Annotated in this window: 18 protein-coding genes and 1 riboswitch; of the genes, 8 read left to right on the plus strand and 10 right to left on the minus strand. The window is 68.6% G+C overall.

Annotation, left to right across the window (positions count from 1 at the left end):
* Positions 1 to 8: 8 nt before the first annotated feature.
* Both NM203_RS31675 and NM203_RS31680 read right to left on the minus strand, forming a co-directional pair.
* The gene (locus NM203_RS31675; protein ID WP_255064913.1) at positions 9 to 2,735 is read right to left on the minus strand and encodes an ATP-binding cassette domain-containing protein; all 2,727 of its coding nucleotides are present in this window, start codon (positions 2,733 to 2,735) and stop codon (positions 9 to 11) included.
* Positions 2,736 to 2,786: 51 nt separating this feature from the next.
* Positions 2,787 to 3,197: a nuclear transport factor 2 family protein gene (locus tag NM203_RS31680; RefSeq protein ID WP_255064915.1), complete on the minus strand. Its 411-nt coding sequence runs from the start codon at positions 3,195 to 3,197 to the stop codon at positions 2,787 to 2,789.
* 41 nt (positions 3,198 to 3,238) lie between these two features.
* Between NM203_RS31680 and NM203_RS31685 the strand changes: the two genes are divergently transcribed.
* Positions 3,239 to 3,802, plus strand: coding sequence for a TetR/AcrR family transcriptional regulator (locus NM203_RS31685; RefSeq protein ID WP_255064916.1), 564 nt, complete (start codon positions 3,239 to 3,241; stop codon positions 3,800 to 3,802).
* Positions 3,803 to 3,866: 64 nt separating this feature from the next.
* The gene (locus tag NM203_RS31690; protein ID WP_255064918.1) at positions 3,867 to 4,370 is read left to right on the plus strand and encodes a hypothetical protein; all 504 of its coding nucleotides are present in this window, start codon (positions 3,867 to 3,869) and stop codon (positions 4,368 to 4,370) included.
* A gap of 2 nt (positions 4,371 to 4,372) precedes the next feature.
* Here NM203_RS31690 and NM203_RS31695 read toward each other — a convergent pair whose 3' ends face one another.
* On the minus strand, positions 4,373 to 5,566 hold the full coding sequence (locus tag NM203_RS31695) for an NADH:flavin oxidoreductase (protein WP_255064919.1): 1,194 nt from the start codon (positions 5,564 to 5,566) through the stop codon (positions 4,373 to 4,375).
* Between the two features lie 28 nt (positions 5,567 to 5,594).
* Between NM203_RS31695 and NM203_RS31700 the strand changes: the two genes are divergently transcribed.
* Both NM203_RS31700 and NM203_RS31705 read left to right on the plus strand, forming a co-directional pair.
* Complete coding sequence (locus tag NM203_RS31700; RefSeq protein ID WP_255064921.1) at positions 5,595 to 6,449, plus strand: bifunctional methylenetetrahydrofolate dehydrogenase/methenyltetrahydrofolate cyclohydrolase; 855 nt, start codon at positions 5,595 to 5,597, stop codon at positions 6,447 to 6,449.
* Complete coding sequence (locus NM203_RS31705; RefSeq protein ID WP_255064922.1) at positions 6,446 to 6,739, plus strand: DUF3017 domain-containing protein; 294 nt, start codon at positions 6,446 to 6,448, stop codon at positions 6,737 to 6,739. The genes NM203_RS31700 and NM203_RS31705 overlap by 4 nt, the downstream gene beginning before the upstream one ends.
* A 1-nt stretch (position 6,740) precedes the next feature.
* On the opposite strand, the gene NM203_RS31710 is transcribed toward NM203_RS31705, so the two are convergent.
* From NM203_RS31710 to NM203_RS31730, 5 genes are all read right to left on the minus strand, one after another.
* Positions 6,741 to 7,379, minus strand: a complete 639-nt coding sequence (locus tag NM203_RS31710) for an ATPase (protein ID WP_255065009.1) — start codon at positions 7,377 to 7,379, stop codon at positions 6,741 to 6,743.
* A complete protein-coding gene (locus tag NM203_RS31715) occupies positions 7,376 to 7,735 on the minus strand; it encodes a type II toxin-antitoxin system prevent-host-death family antitoxin (RefSeq protein WP_255064924.1) in 360 nt (119 codons plus the stop codon). Before NM203_RS31715 ends, NM203_RS31710 begins: the two co-directional genes overlap by 4 nt.
* Positions 7,736 to 7,870: 135 nt before the next feature.
* A complete protein-coding gene (locus NM203_RS31720) occupies positions 7,871 to 8,605 on the minus strand; it encodes a class I SAM-dependent methyltransferase (RefSeq protein WP_255064925.1) in 735 nt (244 codons plus the stop codon).
* Positions 8,602 to 9,723, minus strand: a complete 1,122-nt coding sequence (gene metX / locus NM203_RS31725; protein ID WP_255064927.1) for a homoserine O-acetyltransferase MetX — start codon at positions 9,721 to 9,723, stop codon at positions 8,602 to 8,604. Before metX ends, NM203_RS31720 begins: the two co-directional genes overlap by 4 nt.
* Complete coding sequence (locus NM203_RS31730; protein WP_255064928.1) at positions 9,720 to 11,057, minus strand: bifunctional o-acetylhomoserine/o-acetylserine sulfhydrylase; 1,338 nt, start codon at positions 11,055 to 11,057, stop codon at positions 9,720 to 9,722. The genes metX and NM203_RS31730 overlap by 4 nt, the downstream gene beginning before the upstream one ends.
* A gap of 41 nt (positions 11,058 to 11,098) precedes the next feature.
* A riboswitch (SAM riboswitch) is annotated at positions 11,099 to 11,218 on the minus strand.
* A gap of 195 nt (positions 11,219 to 11,413) precedes the next feature.
* On the opposite strand from NM203_RS31730, the gene NM203_RS31735 reads away from it, so the two are divergent.
* Complete coding sequence (locus NM203_RS31735; RefSeq protein WP_255064929.1) at positions 11,414 to 13,678, plus strand: NADP-dependent isocitrate dehydrogenase; 2,265 nt, start codon at positions 11,414 to 11,416, stop codon at positions 13,676 to 13,678.
* Positions 13,679 to 13,681: 3 nt separating this feature from the next.
* Here the strand turns inward: NM203_RS31735 and NM203_RS31740 are convergent, their stop codons facing one another.
* Positions 13,682 to 14,521 carry an epoxide hydrolase EphH gene (locus NM203_RS31740; protein ID WP_255064932.1) on the minus strand — a complete coding sequence of 280 codons (840 nt, stop codon included), beginning with the start codon at positions 14,519 to 14,521 and terminating at the stop codon, positions 13,682 to 13,684.
* Between the two features lie 72 nt (positions 14,522 to 14,593).
* Between NM203_RS31740 and NM203_RS31745 the strand changes: the two genes are divergently transcribed.
* On the plus strand, positions 14,594 to 15,403 hold the full coding sequence (locus NM203_RS31745) for an exodeoxyribonuclease III (protein WP_255064933.1): 810 nt from the start codon (positions 14,594 to 14,596) through the stop codon (positions 15,401 to 15,403).
* On the opposite strand, the gene NM203_RS31750 is transcribed toward NM203_RS31745, so the two are convergent.
* A complete protein-coding gene (locus NM203_RS31750; protein ID WP_255064934.1) occupies positions 15,384 to 16,016 on the minus strand; it encodes a TIGR03086 family metal-binding protein in 633 nt (210 codons plus the stop codon). The genes NM203_RS31745 and NM203_RS31750 overlap by 20 nt on opposite strands.
* A gap of 45 nt (positions 16,017 to 16,061) precedes the next feature.
* Here NM203_RS31750 and NM203_RS31755 point away from each other — a divergent pair, with 45 nt between their 5' ends.
* Together NM203_RS31755 and trpS are read left to right on the plus strand one after the other, a co-directional pair.
* Complete coding sequence (locus tag NM203_RS31755; RefSeq protein WP_255064935.1) at positions 16,062 to 16,484, plus strand: MarR family winged helix-turn-helix transcriptional regulator; 423 nt, start codon at positions 16,062 to 16,064, stop codon at positions 16,482 to 16,484.
* A 25-nt stretch (positions 16,485 to 16,509) separates the two neighbouring features.
* Positions 16,510 to 17,520, plus strand: coding sequence for a tryptophan--tRNA ligase (gene trpS, locus NM203_RS31760; protein WP_255064936.1), 1,011 nt, complete (start codon positions 16,510 to 16,512; stop codon positions 17,518 to 17,520).
* Positions 17,521 to 17,524: the final 4 nt, after the last annotated feature.

A 17,524-nucleotide genomic window follows, 5' to 3' on the forward strand; every position in this document is an offset into this window, starting at 1 on the left:
TCAGGGGATCACTTCCCCTTGAGGCGGATCTTCCAGCGCACGAAGCTCAGGTAGAAGATCGACAGCAGCACCAGCATTCCGAAGTCGAGCAGCCAGACGCTCTTGGCGAGGTCGCCTCTCTGGTCGACGGGCCCGCCGAACTCGCCCAGCTGCGCCGGGCCACCCTCCTTGATCGGCAACGGCAGCGCCCCGGCGTAGTGCTTCCACAACCCGTCGGCGGGCAGAATCGGCGGCCGCACCATCTCGGGCAGACCCACGGTGGAAGCGGTGATGGCGAAACCCCAACGTGCCGGGGTGATCCAGGACAACTGGTCGAGGCCGATGCGACCCGTCACGGGGATCATGCCGCCTGAGAACACCAACTGGCTCATGACCGCGACCACCAGCATCGGCATGATCTGGTCGCTGGTCTTGGCCATCGACGACAGTGCGAAACCGACGCACGCGGCGCAGATCGTCGCGGCGGCCATGCCGACGTAGAGCTCGATCGCCGCGGCCGTCCCGCCGTCGCCCAGGAACGTCAGGACGACCGGCCCGTTCTTCGGAGTGCCGACGCCCGCGATCGTGATGAGCATGACGATGCCGGACTGGAGAATCGCGAAGACCGAGTAGATGGACACCTTCGCGGCGAGGTACGCGGTGGTCGACAACCCCACCGCCTGCTCGCGCAGGAAGATCGCACGTTCGCCGATGAGGTCGCGGATGGTCAGGGCGGTGCCCATGAAGATCGCGCCGACGTTCATCAGGACCAGCACCTGGCCCGGCTGGTTCGGCGCGTCACCCGCCGGGTCGGGTACGCCGAAGCCGGTCGTGCCGGGCACCGATAGCGACAGCGCACCCATGATGAGCGGCAGACACGCGAGGAAGATGAAGTATCCGCGGTCGGAGACGATGAGCCGCAGCTGCCGTCGCGCGATCGTCGAGAACTGCCGGACCACGCTGGTGTGCACCGGCTGGCCAAGGTCGGCGGGCGCCTCGGCCTGTGGCGGTGGCGGCGGTGGACCGTGCCGCTCGAGGAATTTGCGCTTGGCGCCCTCGGGATCACCGGCGACGCTGCTGAAGATGTCGGCCCAGTTGGTGGTGCCGAGCTGCGGGCCGATCTGATCCGGCGGCCCGCAGAACGCCGTCTTGCCGCCGGGGGCGAGCAGCAGCACCTGGTCGCAGACGTCGAGGTAGGTCAGCGAGTGGGTGACCACCAGCACGACGCGGCCGGCGTCGGCGAGCTGGCGCAGCATGGTCATGACCTGGCGGTCGAGCGCGGGGTCCAGACCTGACGTCGGTTCGTCGAGGATGAGAAGCGAAGGGCCGGTGAGCAGTTCGAGCGCCACCGAGGCGCGTTTGCGTTGGCCACCGGACAGCTTGTCGACGCGGGTGTCGAGGTGTTTGGTCATCTCGAGTTCCTCGAGGACGCGCATCACCTGCTGTTCGCGGTCTTCCTTCGTGCTGTCGGGCGGTAGGCGGAGCTCGGCGGCGTACATCAGCGCCTGGCGCACGGTCAGCTGGCCGTGTACTACGTCGTCCTGCGGGACCATGCCGATTCGGGAGCGGAGGCTGGCGTACTCGGCGTGGACGTCGTGGCCCTCGAACGAGACCCGGCCCGTCGTGGGGTGGGTGAGGCCGGCGACCATCTTGGAGAAGGTCGACTTTCCGGCGCCCGACGGTCCGATGACGGCGGTGAGGGTGCCGGGCCGTGCGGAGATCGAGATGTTGTCGAGCAGCGTCTTGTTGCCCTCGATGGTCCACGTGACGCCGTAGGCGTCGAGACCGCCGGTCTTGGTGGCCGCCTCGGTCTCGTTGCGTCGGGCCAGCGTGCCGTTGCCGAAGACGAGGTCGACGTTGCCGATGGTGACGACGTCGCCGTCGCGCAGGGTGGCGGCGTCGACGCGCTGGCCGTTGACGAACGTGCCGTTGATGCTCTTGTTGTCGCGGATCGTCGTCCCGGTGGGCGACGGGAGCAGCGTCGCGTGGTGCCGCGAGGCCAGCACGTCGGGAATGACGATGTCGTTGTCGGTGGCGCGGCCGATCTTGACCCCGCCGGTCGCGACCTCGGTGGTCCCGCGGCCGGGCCGCAGGATCTTGAGCATGCTCGTCGCGAGGTTGGGCTGGCCCGTGGCCACGTTCCCCTGCCCGTCCATGGGACGCGGAACTGCGGCGGGGCCCATCTGGGTGGCGGCGGGGTTTCCGCCGGAGGGGGGCGACACCTGTTGCGGCGCACTGGGATACGCGGGTGCGCCGGCGCGGGGCATCGGGGCGCTCTGGTGCGGCCGGGGACCGTTCGGCGGACCCATCGGGCCCGACGGGTAGCGCGGCTGCGGCGACGACGGCGGGTGGTAGGCGGGGCCGGGGGGCGCCGTCGGGTACTGAGCGGCGGGGCGCGCCGCGATCGGGACCGACTGCGTCGGCGGCGGCGAGCCGACGTTGCCCTGGTGCTGGCCGACGTCGAACGTCAGCGCGGGACCGTCGGGGTTGCCGATGTTCACGGTCAGGCCGTCGCTGATGTCCGTGACCGGCACGCGCTGGTTGCGCACGTACAGACCGTTGAGGCTGCCGTTGTCGATGGCGAGCCAGCGGCCCTGGTCGAATCGCAGGATCAGGTGCGCGCGCGAGATCAACGGGTGGGCGACTCGGACGTCGGCGCGCAGGTCGCGGCCGACAACCACGTCGTTGCCCGCGGCGAAGTTCCGGGCGGACCCGTCGTACTTGACGGTCAATGCAGGTGGGGCGGGTCGGCTCATCGGGTGCAACTCTAACGGTATGAGGCCCGCCCGCGCCTGCGGTCCGCGCCCTTAGTTCGGGACCGGAATCCGCCAGCTTACGGTGTCGGTGATCTGGTGCAGCCCCGTCATCCGGTCGCCCTCGGCGTCGATCACGTGGGCGAACGCCGCGTCGACGGCGGCGTTGTCCGCTTTGGACCGGCCGCGGTAGTGGCCGAGGACCACGACGCGCTGATCCGACACGGTCAGGTACTCGCTCGGTTCGACGGAGATGTCGTAGGCCTCGTCGATGGTCGCCCACACGCCGAGCATGTCCTGCGCGCCGTGATGCGGGCCTCCGACGCCGTGCGGCATTCCGGCACTGACCAGGCCCTCGAAGTCGTCGGCGAGCAGTGTCAGCAGGGCTTCGGCGTCGGCCCCCGCGAGCGCGTCGTAGAACCGGCGCGCGACGGAGGTGGCGGTGGCGGGTGTGTCGGTCGGCATGTCGAGCCTCCTTTTTAGAGATGTCTCTCTATTATTAGCTCGTGCCGAGGCCAGCCCGCTACTCGAAAGACGATCTGCTCGACGCCGCCGCTGCGCTACTGGCGACGGAGGGGCCCGCGGCGGTGGCGATGGCCGGAGTCGCCCGCGCGGTCGGCGCGCCCAGCGGATCCGTCTATCACCGTTTCCCGACCAGGGCCGCACTGTGCGGCGCCCTGTGGCTGCGCACCGAGGAGCGCTTCCAGGCGGGGTTCGTCGCCGCCCTCGGTTCGGGTATCGACGAAGTCGAAAGATGTGTCGCCGCAGCGTGTTACGTGGTCACGTGGTGTCGCGCGCATCCGAACGACGCGCAGGTGCTCGTACTGGGACCGGGTGCGCTCGATATGGCGGAATGGCCCGATTCGGTGCGCGAGCGGCGCGGCGAACTGCAGCGCACCGTCGGCGCCGCGATGGCGGGCTTCACGGCCGACCCCGATCGGCTGCGCGCAGCGGTGGTCGACGTGCCGGTGGGTGTGATTCGCAGGCACTTGGTTGCGCGGCAAACCATTCCGGCATCCGCGGAGGCGATCGTAGAGGATTGCGCCCGAGCGTTAATTGCAGTGTGCTAACGAATCGGCGCTGATTCGGGCGCGGCGCATCTATTTACAGGTGAGGACGTGTTCTCGTAGATCCATGTCGATTGACGACGCACGCGCCGACTGGTTGCGCACCCTGCTGCGGACGCTCCTCGCCGCGGCCGCGGTCGGGGCTGCTCTGTGCACGCTCATGGCTACCAACGGCTATTTGCCTCTGGCCGCCGCCAAACCGGCCTTCGTCGTGGACGGCCGGGGTTACGTGAACACCCCGGCCCGCTGCGACGCGGCCCAGACCCCCGTGTTCGCCGGGCGAACCCCGCTGTCGCTCATCGCGATCTGCCAGGACAAGAGGGGCGGCTACGAGTATCGCGGGATGCGGTTGCGCGACCGCGCGCTGCTCAAGCTGCCCGCGGAGCAGCTGGGCAACGGGTGCTTCGGCGCCAGCACGAAGGACATCACGTACACGGTGTCCGAGCGCAAGCTGCTGCTGACCGCCAAACTGCGCGTCGTCCGCGACGAGGCGATGCTGGAGTTCACGGACTTCACCGCCGAGGCACCGGCGGCGGCACCGGTGGACAAGGCATCCGGCACCGTCGGCTAGTGCTAGACCGGTGTCGGCGAGCCGGTCACGACGCAGTGCGTGTGGCTGTAGATCGTCGCCATGCACTTGTTGCAGTGTGTGCACAGCGAGCGGATGCTGCGCGCGTCGCCGTCGTCCTTGATGCGGTTGATGAGATCGGGTTCGGCGAGTAGCGCGCGGCCCATCGCGACGAACTCGAAACCCTCGGCCATGGCGAGGTCCATCGTCTCGCGATTCGTGATGCCGCCCAACAGGATCAGCGGCATCTTCAGCTCGGCGCGGAACTGCTTGGCGTCGCGCAGTAGGAACGCCTCGCGATACGGGTACTCGCGGAGGAACTTCTTCCCGGTCATGCGGATGCCCCAGCGCAGTGGCGGCTTGAACGCACCTGCGAACTCCTTGACCGGAGCGTCGCCGCGGAACAGGTACATCGGGTTGACCAGCGAGCTGCCCGCGGTCAGTTCGAGGGCGTCGAGTCCGCCGTCCTCCTCGAGCCACTTCGCGGTCTGGAGCGACTCCTCGATCGGGATGCCGCCGCGCACCCCGTCGGCCATCGTCAACTTCGCGGTGATCGCGATCTGGCCGCCCACCGCCTGGCGCACCGCGGTGACCATGCCGCGGGCGACCTTGGCGCGGTTCTCCAGCGAGCCGCCGAACTCGTCGTCGCGGCGGTTGATCAGCGGACTGAGAAACGAGCTCGCGAAGTAGTTGTGTCCGAGGTGGACTTCCACGGCGTCGAAGCCGGCGTCGACGGCGTACCGGGCGGCGTCGGCGTGCGCGGCGATGATGTCGTCGATGTCGGCCCGCGTGGCCTTGCGGGCGAACCGCATCGACATCGGATTGAAGAACCGCACCGGCGCGAGGGCCGTCGCCTTCGTCGTACGGGCATTGGCGACGGGTCCGGCGTGGCCGATCTGCGCGCTGACGGCTGCGCCCTCGGCGTGGATGGCCGCTGTGAGCTTCTGCAAACCGGGGATGGCTTCGGGCCGCCACCAGATCACGTTGCCCTCGGTGCGTCCGCCTTGGGTCACCGCGAGGTACGCCACCGTGGTCATCCCGACCCCGCCCGCCGCGGGCAGCCGGTGGTAGGTGATGAGGTCGTCGGTCACCAGTGCATTCGGCGTCGACGCTTCGAACGTCGCGGCCTTGATGACGCGGTTGCGAAGCGTCACCGGGCCGAGCTGAGCAGGGGTGAACACATTGGGCTGAGTGTCCATAACAGGGGAGCCTGCCACAATGTGTGCCGTGGGAGCGATCACTCTGGACGGTAAGGCCACACGCGACGAGATCTTCACCGACCTGAAGGACCGGGTGGCGGCGCTGACCGCCGCGGGTCGCACGCCGGGGTTGGGGACCGTGCTCGTCGGCGACGACCCCGGCTCGCACGCCTACGTTCGCGGCAAGCACGCCGACTGCGCCAAGGTCGGCATCACGTCGATTCGGCGCGACCTGCCCGCCGACATCAGCCAAGCCGAGCTCGACGCGACGATCGACGAACTCAACGCGAACCCCGAGTGCACCGGGTACATCGTGCAGCTGCCGCTGCCCAAGCACCTCGACGAGAACGCCGCACTCGAACGCATCGATCCGGCCAAGGACGCCGACGGACTGCACCCGACCAACCTCGGACGGCTGGTGCTCAACGAGCCCGCGCCGCTGCCGTGTACCCCGCGCGGCATCGTGCACCTGCTGCGCCGCTTCGACGTGGAGATCGCGGGCGCGCACGTCGTGGTGATCGGACGCGGTGTGACCGTCGGCAGGCCGATGGGGCTGCTGCTCACCCGTCGCTCCGAGAACGCGACGGTCACGCTGTGCCACACCGGGACTCGCGATCTGCCCAGCCTGGTCCGGCAGGCCGACATCGTCATCGCCGCGGTGGGGGTGACGCACCTGGTGACCGCCGATATGGTCAAGCCGGGGGCCGCGCTGGTCGATGTCGGCGTCAGTCGCGACGCCGAGGGCAAGCTCGTCGGCGATCTGCATCCCGACGTATGGGATGTCGCGGGGCACGTGTCGCCCAACCCCGGCGGCGTCGGCCCGCTGACGCGCGCGTTCCTGCTGACGAACGTCGTCGAGCTGGAGGAAGCGAAGCGCGGGTGACGCCGAAGGAGATCGCGCACAAGGTGTTCGCGGGGCAGTGGCCGATCCTGTCGGTGGGTCTGGTGCTGCTGGCGGCGTTCGGCCTCGTCGTCGCGGGCTACTGGCGCCGTGGCGCCCTGGTGCTCGCGATCGGGGTGGGCATCGCCTCGGCACTGCGGCTGACCATGCCCGAGGACCGGGCCGGCCTGCTGGTCGTGCGCTCCCGGACCGTCGACGTCATCACCACGGCGGCGGTCAGCGCGGCGATGTTCTACATCGCGTGGACGATCGACCCCCTCGGCACCAGCTAGCTCACCTCAGCTTGAGCGCCGCCGCCACGATCGGCTTCGCCCACGCCGGCGTCGCACTCACATCCGTTGGGGCCACGATGTCTCCGCGCACCACGTGCAGGATCAGGACCGGCTGCGGCGCGACACCTTGAGCCGGGTCGCCGGCCGCGGAGTTATCGTAGACGCGCAGCTCGGTGAGGACGGGCAGCAGGCTGATCAGGTTGAGCCGACTGTGCCGCCAGCGCTTCCGGATGGCCTCCTCGGGGATGTCGTGACCACCGCCGGCCACCCGCTGGCGCACCCGCGCGAGGTGCATCTCGGGACTGGCCAACCCGACGTAGAACACGTGCACCTCGAAGCCCGCGGCCGCGGCCTCGGACAGCAGGCGCGTCATCGTGCCGCCGCCGAGCGTGGTCTCGAACGCGAAGTCCAGACGTTCGGCGAGCGCGCGTTCCAGCAGTCGCCGACCCTGCCGCCACGCGGCGGCGTTCGCCTTGACCTGCTCTAAGCCGGGGTTGGCCGCGATCAACGCGCGAGCGGCCTCGTCGGGGTTGTAGTACTCGCCACCCGCGGCGCGAATCATCGCGCCGCCGATACTGCTCTTGCCCGCGCCGTTGACCCCGGCGAGAACGTGGATGGTCGGCGGTGCGGTCCGACTCAGCGGGAGCGTCGCTTCGGGCGTGCGGCCTTCACCGCGGCGCGGCCGAGGTCAGCGGGTGACGCGTCGAACGCCGCCGCGACGCCCGCCTTGGCCGCGGGCCTCTGCATCCGGTCCAGCAGCGCGTCGAATTCCTCGGTGAGCTCGTCGAGCACCGGCGAGCCCGCGCGCGTCAGCGCCTGGAACTCGGCGTAGGACAACAGCACCGCCTTGGTGGTGTTGTGCTTGGTGATCGCGACGGCGCCCGTCTGCGCGGCCTGCTCGAAGACCGCCCCGAACTCGTTCTTGAAACGGGTGGCGGGCACCGACGGCACGTCGACGAGCTCGCCGTCCCGGTTGCGGAAACTCAGCGTGGTCATGCACCCAGTCTAGCCGTTTCAGCCATTTTGGACAGAATGGACATTTCAGCCGGAACGAAACCCGCCGAACGTTGGTTACCGCCACGCGTTTCGCAGTTTCGCGTTGCGGTAACCAACGTTCGCGCGTAAGTCGAGTTAGGTGGCGAGGGTGGCCCGGATGCCGACCGTGACGTATGGCAGCGCCAACCCCGAGGTGTTGGCCAGTGCCGGGTGGGTGTTCAGCAACTCGCGAACCCGGTCGAGCGTGCGGGTGCGCACTTCGGTCGGCGAGGTGATGCAGTAACTCCGGGACGCGACGAGGTCGACGAGCGCCTGGGGAGTCAGGTAACTCGTCCACTCGATCTGTGACCGCTCCTGGTCGGTGAACGGCGAAGGCAGTGCGACCTGTCGCCTGCCGTAGGGATCGTCCTCGTGGCCGATGATGCGACCCAGGTCCCTGACCCAGCCGAGACGCTCGTCGCGGACGTTCCACACCAGTCCGAGCCGGCCGCCCGGCCGCAGCACCCTGGCGACCTCCTTGACCGCACGCTCGGGATCGAACCAGTGCCAGGCCTGCGCGACGAGCACGGAGTCGACGCTGCTGTCCGGCAGCGGAATCTCCTCGGCCGTGCCGAGCAGGGCGGGAGTGTCCGGCAGCGAGCCGCGCAGCACCTCGAGCATCTCCGGAATGGGGTCGACGGCGATCACGTTGAGGCCTCGCTCGACCAGCCGGATCGTCAGCTTGCCGGTCCCCGCCCCGAGGTCGAGCACGTCGCGTGCACCCGACGGCAGCAGCCAGTCGATGGCCTCCGGCGGGTACGACGGGCGCCCGCGCTCGTAGGCGGCGGCCTCCTCGCCGAACGACAGTGAGCGATCCCGCGCTTCGCTCACCGCGCCGCCAGGTCGAGCGTCCGCCTGACCAGGATGCCGACCGCATCCGTTTCGACCAGGAAGCCGTCGTGGCCGAACTCGGACTCGACGACGTTGAGTTCCGCGCATCCCGGCAGCAACTCGGCGAGTTCCTGCTGCAGCCGCAGGGGATACAGCCGATCCGACGTGATGCCGCCGACGATCACCGGAATCTCGCAGGAGCGCAGGGCCGATCGCACCCCACCGCGGCCGCGGCCGACGTCGTGGCTGCTGAGCGCATCGGTCAGGACGACGTACGTGCCCGCGTCGAATCGGTTCGCCAGCTTGCCGCCCTGATGCTCGAGATAGCTCTGCACGGCGTACCGTCCGCCGTTCGTCGGCTGCTCGTCACCCTGGGCGTCGTTGCCGAACCGATCGTCGAGTTCCTTCTCGCCGCGATAGGTGAGATGTGCGAAGCGGCGGGCGATCTCGATGCCCGCGCGGGGGGTGCGGCCGGTGTCGTAGTAGTCGCCGCCGTGCCAGTCGGGGTCGGCCTTGATGGCGGCGACCTGTGCACTCTGCGTGCCGATCTGGTCGGCGGTGGCCCTGGCTCCGACGGCCAGCACGAGTGCCGCCCGCACGGTGTCGGGATGCCCGACGATCCACTCCAGCGCCCGCGCCCCGCCCATCGATCCGCCGACGACGGCGGCCACCCGCGTGATGCCGAGCTCGCGCAGCGCCGCCAGATCGGCGTTCACCTGGTCGCGCACGGTGATCGCGGGAAACCTTGAGCCCCATGGCTTTCCGTCGGGCGCAATCGAGCTGGGGCCGGTGGACCCGCGGCAGCCGCCCAGCACGTTGGTGGCGATGGCGCACCAGCGATCGGTGTCGATCGGCGCTCCCGGTCCGGCGACGCCGTCCCACCAGCCGGGGGTGGGGTGGTCGGGTCCCGCCGGGCCGGTGACGTGCGAGTCGCCGGTGAGCGCGTGGAGCACCACGACGACGTTGTCACGGGTCGGCGACAGCGCGCCCCAGCGTTGGATCGCGATCTCGACGTCGTCGAGAACGGTGCCGTTTTCGAGGGTCAGCGAGCCGATGTTCACCACTGCCAGGTCGCCCTCGGCGGGCAACTGCGTGGTGCGGCTCTCCAACGTCGTCACACCGACGCCGCGGTCGCTGCGACACCCGAGAAGGCTTTGGCCGCAGCGAAACCGCGCTCCAGGTCCTCGATGATGTCGTCGATGCCCTCGATGCCGACGGCGAGCCGTACCAGGCCGGGGGTCACGCCGGTGGCGAGCTGCTCTTCAGCGGACAGCTGCTGGTGCGTCGTCGACGCCGGGTGGATCACCAGCGAGCGGACGTCACCGATGTTGGCCACGTGGCTGTGCAGGGTGAGCGCGTCGACGAACGCCTTGCCCGCCGCGATGCCGCCCGACAGTTCGAAGGCCAGGACGGCCCCAGTTCCCTTGGGCGCCAGCTTCTTTCCAAGGTCGAACCACGGCGAGCTCGGCAGGCCGGCGTAGTTCACCGACACCACGTCGTCGTGCCCCTCGAGGTACTCGGCGACGCGCTGCGCATTCGCCACGTGCCGCTCGACGCGCAGGCTCAGCGTTTCGAGGCCCTGGGCGATGAGGAACGCGTTGAACGGTGCGGCGGCGCTACCCAGGTCACGCAGCAGCTGCACGCGGGCCTTCAGTGCGAAGGCGGGCGGGCCCAGCTCGGCGAACACCACACCGTGGTAGCTCGGGTCCGGCGTCGTGAAGCCGGGGTGACGGCCCTGCGTCCAGTCGAACGTGCCGCTGTCGACGATCACGCCGGCGATCGCCGAGCCGTGTCCGCCCAGGTACTTCGTCGCCGAGTGCACGACGATGTCGGCGCCGTGCGCGATCGGCTGGATCAGGTACGGCGTGGCGATCGTGTTGTCGACGATCAGCGGGATGCCGTGTTCGTGCGCGACGCCCGACACGCCGGGGATGTCGAGGATGTCGATCTGCGGGTTCGAGATCGTCTCGGCGAAGAACGCCTTGGTGTTCGGCTGAACGGCCGCGCGCCACGACGCGAGGTCGTCCGGGTTCTCCACGAACGTGGTCTCGATGCCGAGCTTGGGCAGCGTGTAGTGCAGCAGGTTGTAGGTGCCGCCGTACAGCCGTGGGCTCGACACGATGTGATCGCCCGCGCTGGCGAGGTTCAGGATCGCGAACGTCTCCGCGGCCTGGCCGGATGCCAGGAACAGCGCCGCGATACCGCCCTCTAGCGCGGCGATGCGCTGCTCGACGACGTCCTGCGTCGGGTTCATGATGCGGGTGTAGATGTTGCCGGGCTCGGCGAGGCCGAACAGCGCGGCAGCGTGGTCGGTGTCGCGGAAGGTGTACGACGTCGTCTGGTAGATCGGCAGGGCCCGCGCGTTTGTCGCGATGTCGGGCGTCTGGCCCGCGTGCACCTGCTTGGTCTCGAACGACCAGTTGACCGTCGGGTCCTCTTCTGGCGTGCTCATGTGGAACGAACCTCCATCTATCTCAGGGGGCCCGTACAACGGACCCGCGCTTGCCGCGTAGCCGTTCTCGACTACTCAACCTGGTCGTCTCCCGGGGCACCCCACCGCGGTTGGAGGGTTGCCGGCCAGCAAGCCGGGGCTTAACGCTGGCGCTCATGACCGATGCGTAGCTTAACTCACAGCCTCACGCGGGTGCCACCAGGTTCCAGCCTGGGCGGCGGATACCGGGGTCGCGTGGGGCGGATGCCTCAATTCGTCGCATGTCCGGGGGACCCCGCGCTGAGAGCGCCTTCACCGCGTAGGTTCGTAGGCGAATTAACGGGAGTTTCATCGCGACGCCGGGAGAGTGACCGAGAGTGACCGAGGGTGCCAAGCCAACCATCATCTACACGCTGACCGATGAGGCGCCGCTGCTCGCGACGTACGGCTTCCTGCCGGTGATCCGTACCTTCGCCGACGCCGCGGGCATCGACGTGAAGACCAGCGACATCTCGGTCGCCGCGCGCATCCTCGCCGAGTTCCCGGAGAACCTCACCGACGAGCAGCGCGTGCCGGACAACCTCGCCGAACTCGGCGAGCTCACCCAGTCGCCGGACGCGAACATCATCAAGCTGCCGAACATCAGCGCCTCGGTGCCGCAGCTGGTGGCCGCGGTCAAGGAGCTCAAGTCCAAGGGCTACGACATCCCCGACTACCCCGGCGATGCGAAGACCGACGAGGAGAAGGCGATCAAGGAGCGCTACGCCAAGTGCCTCGGCAGCGCTGTGAATCCCGTTCTGCGTGAAGGTAACTCGGACCGCCGCGCCCCGAACGCGGTGAAGGAGTTCGCCAAGAAGCACCCGCACAGCATGGGCCAGTGGTCGCAGGCGTCGCGCACCCACGTCGCCACGATGACCGGAGGCGACTTCTACCACGGTGAGAAGTCGATGACGCTGGACAAGGCGCGCACGGTCAAGATGGTGCTCACCCCCGCCTCCGGCGACGCGATCGTGCTGAAGCCCGAGGTCAAGCTCGACGAGGGTGACGTCATCGACAGCATGTTCATGAGCAAGAAGGCGCTCGTCGAGTTCTACGAGAAGGAGATCGAGGACGCCTACAAGACCGGCGTCATGTTCTCGCTGCACGTGAAGGCGACGATGATGAAGGTGTCGCATCCGATCGTGTTCGGGCACGCGGTCAAGGTCTTCTACAAGGACGCGTTCGCCAAGCACCAGAAGCTGTTCGACGAGTTGGGCGTCAACGTCAACAACGGCCTCTCGGATCTGTACGACAAGATCGAATCGCTGCCCGCGTCGCAGCGCGAGGAGATCATCGAGGATCTGCACCGTTGCCACGAGCACCGCCCGGAGCTCGCGATGGTCGATTCGGCGAAGGGCATCTCCAACTTCCACTCGCCGTCCGACGTCATCGTCGATGCGTCGATGCCCGCGATGATCCGGCTGGGCGGCAAGATGTACGGCGCCGACGGCCGCACGAAGGACACCAAGGCGGTCAACCCCGAGTCGACGTTCTCCCGGATCTACCAGGAGATGATCAACTTCTGTAAGACCCACGGCCAGTTCGATCCGACCACGATGGGCACCGTTCCCAACGTCGGTCTGATGGCGCAGAAAGCCGAGGAGTACGGCAGCCACGACAAGACCTTCGAGATCCCGGTGGACGGCGTCGCCGACATCGTCGACGTCGACACCGGCGAGGTGCTGCTGTCGTGGGACGTCGAAGAGGGCGACATCTGGCGGATGCCGATCGTCAAGGACGCTCCGATCCGCGACTGGGTCAAGCTCGCCGTCAACCGTGCGCGGCTGTCGGGGATGACGACGGTGTTCTGGCTGGACGACGAGCGTCCGCACGAGAACGAGCTGCGCAAGAAGGTGAAGAAGTACCTCAGGGAGGAGGACACCGAGGGCCTCGACATCACGATCCTGCCGCAGGTGTGGGCCATGCGGTACACGCTGGAGCGGGTGATCCGCGGCCAGGACACCATCGCCGCGACGGGCAACATCCTGCGTGACTACCTGACCGACCTGTTCCCGATTCTGGAGCTGGGTACCAGCGCCAAGATGCTGTCGATCGTCCCCCTGATGGCGGGCGGCGGACTGTACGAGACCGGAGCGGGCGGCTCGGCGCCGAAGCACGTCAGCCAGCTGGTGGAGGAGAACCACCTGCGCTGGGATTCGCTCGGCGAGTTCCTGGCCATCGGCGCGAGCCTGGAGGACCTCGGCAACAAGTTCGACAACGCCAAGGCCAAGGCGCTGGCGGCGACGCTCGACACCGCCGTCGGAAAGCTGTTGGAGGAGAACAAGAGTCCGTCGCGTAAGGCGGGCGAGCTCGACAACCGGGGCAGTCAGTACTACCTGTCGCTGTACTGGGCGCAGGCACTGGCCGCCCAGACCGACGACACGGAGTTGGCCGAGCACTTCGCCCCGCTTGCCAAGCAGCTGGCCGAGAACGAGGACGCCATCGTCAACGAGCTCCTCGCGGTTCAGGGCGAGAAGGTCGACATCGGCGGTTACTACTACCCGGACCGGGAGAAGACCACCGCCGTGATGCGGCCGTCCAAGACGTTCAACGACGTCCTCGAGGCCGTACACGCGGGCGCCAACGAGGCACCGACGGACTAGCCGTCAGCCCGCAGGCGGCGCCGCCCGCTCGGGTTCGGCGTTGGCGTCGACGAAATCGGCGATGAGCTCGGTGATGATGCCGGGTGCTTCGAGCATCGGGATGTGGCCGACGGCGGGCAGCGGGGTGACCTTGGCGTGTTCCGGCAGGTGCTCGCGGAAGTAGCGGTGGCCGCGCGGGGTGGGGAACACCCGGTCCTTCTCGCACAGCACCAGGTGGGTGGGCACGTCGATGTCGGCCAGTTCCAGCAGCCCCGGCAGTCGCAGCGTCTTGATCAGCAGTTGCACGTAGGCGGTGCAGTGCGTGGCGTCCTCGACGAGTGCGACGAGGTCGGGGTGGCTGGGTCCGTCGGCGGGGCCGCTGACGGGCAGCGTGGCGATGCGGCGGACGAACGGCAGGTCGACGATCCGCGGGCCGATGAGTCGCGCCGCGACCAGTGCGGGCCCGCCCAGCAGGAACTTCAGGACGGTCTCGTACTTCGACAGCGCGTGATGCGGCCAACCACCCGCGGGCGCGATGCCGGTCACCGTGCGGGCCCGGCCGCGCCGCTCCAGCTCGAACGCCACCCAGCCGCCCAGCGAGTTGCCGACGATATGTGCTGTCTCCCAGCCGATTTCGTCCATCCGACGCTCGACGTCATCGACGAGGGCGGAGGTTTCGAGCAGCCAGGTGCCCGAGCGCCTGCCGCCGTTGTGGCCCGGCATCGTCGGGGCGAACACCTCGAAGCGACCCGTCTCGGCCAGTTGCTCGGCCACCGTGCGCCACACGTTCTGCGAGCACAGGAAGGGGTGGAGCAGGACGATCGGTTCTCCCGTTCCGAGGTGGATGGGATCGCGTTCAGGCATGCGGCGACCCTAAAGGTGTTACCGCCGGTACCGCAAGGGTGTGTGAGGGCGACCGGCTAAGGTCCTATCCCTGTGATCGTCAGCACCATCAACGTCAACGGCATCCGCGCGGCGGTCAAGGAACGGTCGCCCGAGAACCAGGGGTTGCTGCCGTGGCTGAAGACCACCCCCGCCGACGTCATCTGCCTGCAGGAGACCCGCGCCGACGACGAGCAGTTGGCCGAAGCGCTGGCGCCCGCGCTCGCCGACGGCTGGCACCTCGCCTCGGCCGACCCGCATCTGAAGGGCCGCAACGGCGTCGCGGTGCTCAGCAGGAACCCGATCACGCGCACCCGGATCGGACCGGGCTCGAATGCCGACGACGAGTTCGCCTCCCACGGCCGCTATCTCGAGGTGGACACCGGCGATCTGACCGTCGCCAGCGTCTACTTCCCGACCGGCGAGGCCGAGACCGACAGGCAAGTCGAGAAGGAGCGGTTCATGGCGGCCGTCGCCGCCCGGATGGCCGAGCTGCTGCGTAATCGTCGCGACGCGGTGGTCTGCGGCGACTGGAACATCGGCCACACCGAGCTCGACATCAAGGCGTGGAAGGCCAATCGCAAGAAGGCGGGCTTCCTGCCCGCGGAGCGGGCCTGGCTGACGGATCTGCTCGCCACCGGCTGGGTCGACGTGGTGCGAGTGCTGCACCCGGACACCCCCGGCCCGTACAGCTGGTGGTCCTGGCGCGGGAAGGCGTTCGACAACGACGCCGGCTGGCGGATCGACTACCAGCTGGCGAACCGGCGGCTGGCCGACCGGGTGGTGTCGGCCCGTGTCGAGCGCGCCGAGGCGTACGCGCTGCGGTGGTCCGACCACGCTCCGGTCACCGTCGAGTACTGCTGAGAGCCCCCGCGGGGGTGCGTCCGAGGTGGCGCAGGACGCGGTCGAGATCGGTTGCGGCCGGGCCGGTGACGGCGTGCGCGAACGGGGCTCCGTCGACGTCTCTGATCTCGTCGTCGGGCACCGCCAGTGCCACGGTCAGCGCCGCGGCGGCGACGTCGTCGGGCACCGTGTACGTGCGGCCCAGCGCTGCGGCGACGTCCCAGCCGTGGACGACGTAGTCCACCAGGTGGAAACCGATCGCCATCTCGCCGGACACGACGACGTCGGCGCCGAACTCGGGCAGGGCGAACGGGGTCTGCGCACCGGCGTCGGCGAACGCGGCCAGGACGTCGGCCGCGGCGTCGGCATAGGTCCCCGCGGGATTCCGGCGCACCGCGTCGACGACACCGGCGACGTCCCACCGTGCGAGTTCTGCACCGAATCCCCTTGCTGCGGAGGCGAACCCGTGGTGCTGCACGGTCATGTGGGCGAGCAGATCGAGCAGCGTCCACCCCGCGCACGGTGTCGGGCGGTCGAGATCAGTCGAGGAGACGTCGCGAACGACCTCGATCGAGTGGAGCACAGCGGTGCGGTGCGGGGGGAGGAGTGTCTGATAGTTAGTAGGCATGTGCATACGATAGGCGCACGCATATAGTTTGGCAACGCCTACGATACGGCGATGGCTGATCGTCCCGACCTCGCCGCCATGCTCGCGCCGTTGCTGCGCGAGCTCATCGCCGCCGAGGAACCGATCCTCGCGGCGCACGGCGTGACGATGTGGGCGTACGTGGTGCTGAGCGCGCTCGACCGGTCACCGAGCAGAACGCAGGCCGCGCTGGCCGAGGCGATCGGCGCCGACAAGACGCGCATCATCCGCACCCTCGACGACCTGCAGCGCAGCGGGTACATCGAGCGCGAACCCGACCCCGACGACCGCCGGGTGCGGCTGCTGGCGATCACGGTGCGTGGCCGCGCGGTCAAGCGCGCCGTTCAGGAGGAGATCCAGCGGGGCGAGGAGCGATGGCTCGGCGAGCTGACCGCCGAGGAGCGGACGGTGTTCCTGCGATCGCTGCGGCGGCTGACCCCCGACATATTCGGATGACACCAGTGAGAAGATCTTTCCCATCATGAGCGCTCAGCCCGTCGTCTTCTCCGGTGTCCAACCCACGTCCGACTCCCTGCATCTGGGCAACGCGCTGGGTGCGATCAAGCAGTGGATCGGGTTGCAGGAGGACTACGACGCGTACTTCTGCGTCGTCGACCTCCACGCCATCACGATCGCGCAGGACCCCGCGACGCTGCGCAAGCGCACGTTGGTCACGGCGGCGCAGTACCTCGCGCTCGGTGTCGACCCGGCCAAGGCCACCGTGCTGGTCCAGAGCCACGTGCCCGCCCACACCGAATTAGCCTGGGTGCTGGGCTGTTTCACCGGCTTCGGGCAGGCGTCGCGGATGACGCAGTTCAAGGACAAGTCGCAGAAGGAGGGTGCCGACGCCACCACGGTCGGCCTCTTCACCTATCCGGTGCTGATGGCCGCGGACGTGCTGCTCTACGACACCGCACTGGTGCCCGTCGGCGAGGATCAGCGCCAGCACCTCGAACTGGCCCGCGATGTGGCACAGCGGTTCAACGCCCGGTTCCCCGACACGTTCGTCGTGCCCGAGCCGATGATCCAGAAGGCCACCGCCAAGATCTACGACCTGCAGGACCCGACGGCGAAGATGAGCAAGTCGGCCGCCACCGACGCCGGGCTCATCAGCCTGCTCGACGATCCCGCGAAGACCGCCAAGAAGATCCGGTCCGCGGTGACCGACAGTGAGCGCGAGATCCGGTTCGACCGGGAGGCGAAGGCGGGGGTGTCGAATCTGCTGACCATTCAGTCGGCTGTCACCGGCACCGACGTCGACACCCTGGTCGACGGCTACGCCGGCCGCGGATACGGTGACCTCAAGAAGGACACCGCGGAGGCGGTCGTCGAGTTCGTGACGCCGATCAAGACGCGCGTCGACGAACTGCTCGCCGACACCGCCGAACTCGAGGCGGTGCTGGCCGCCGGTGCGGACCGCGCCAACGACGTGGCTGGCAAGACGCTGAAGCGGGTATACGACCGCCTAGGGTTTCTACAGATCAAGCGATAACCGC

It is taken from the genome of Mycolicibacterium arenosum (assembly GCF_024320865.1).
Taxonomy (GTDB): Bacteria; Actinomycetota; Actinomycetes; order Mycobacteriales; family Mycobacteriaceae; genus Mycobacterium; species Mycobacterium arenosum.

Coding starts and splice junctions, on each gene's coding strand:
- NM203_RS31750 (WP_255064934.1), bottom strand. CDS start 16,016: ATGCACATGCCTACTAACTATCAGACACTCCTCCCCCCGCACCGCACC.
- NM203_RS31675 (WP_255064913.1), bottom strand. CDS start 2,735: ATGAGCCGACCCGCCCCACCTGCATTGACCGTCAAGTACGACGGGTCC.
- NM203_RS31715 (WP_255064924.1), bottom strand. CDS start 7,735: ATGACCACGCTGAGTTTCCGCAACCGGGACGGCGAGCTCGTCGACGTG.
- NM203_RS31690 (WP_255064918.1), top strand. CDS start 3,867: ATGTCGATTGACGACGCACGCGCCGACTGGTTGCGCACCCTGCTGCGG.
- NM203_RS31680 (WP_255064915.1), bottom strand. CDS start 3,197: ATGCCGACCGACACACCCGCCACCGCCACCTCCGTCGCGCGCCGGTTC.
- NM203_RS31755 (WP_255064935.1), top strand. CDS start 16,062: ATGGCTGATCGTCCCGACCTCGCCGCCATGCTCGCGCCGTTGCTGCGC.
- NM203_RS31695 (WP_255064919.1), bottom strand. CDS start 5,566: ATGGACACTCAGCCCAATGTGTTCACCCCTGCTCAGCTCGGCCCGGTG.
- NM203_RS31740 (WP_255064932.1), bottom strand. CDS start 14,521: ATGCCTGAACGCGATCCCATCCACCTCGGAACGGGAGAACCGATCGTC.
- NM203_RS31730 (WP_255064928.1), bottom strand. CDS start 11,057: ATGAGCACGCCAGAAGAGGACCCGACGGTCAACTGGTCGTTCGAGACC.
- trpS (WP_255064936.1), top strand. CDS start 16,510: ATGAGCGCTCAGCCCGTCGTCTTCTCCGGTGTCCAACCCACGTCCGAC.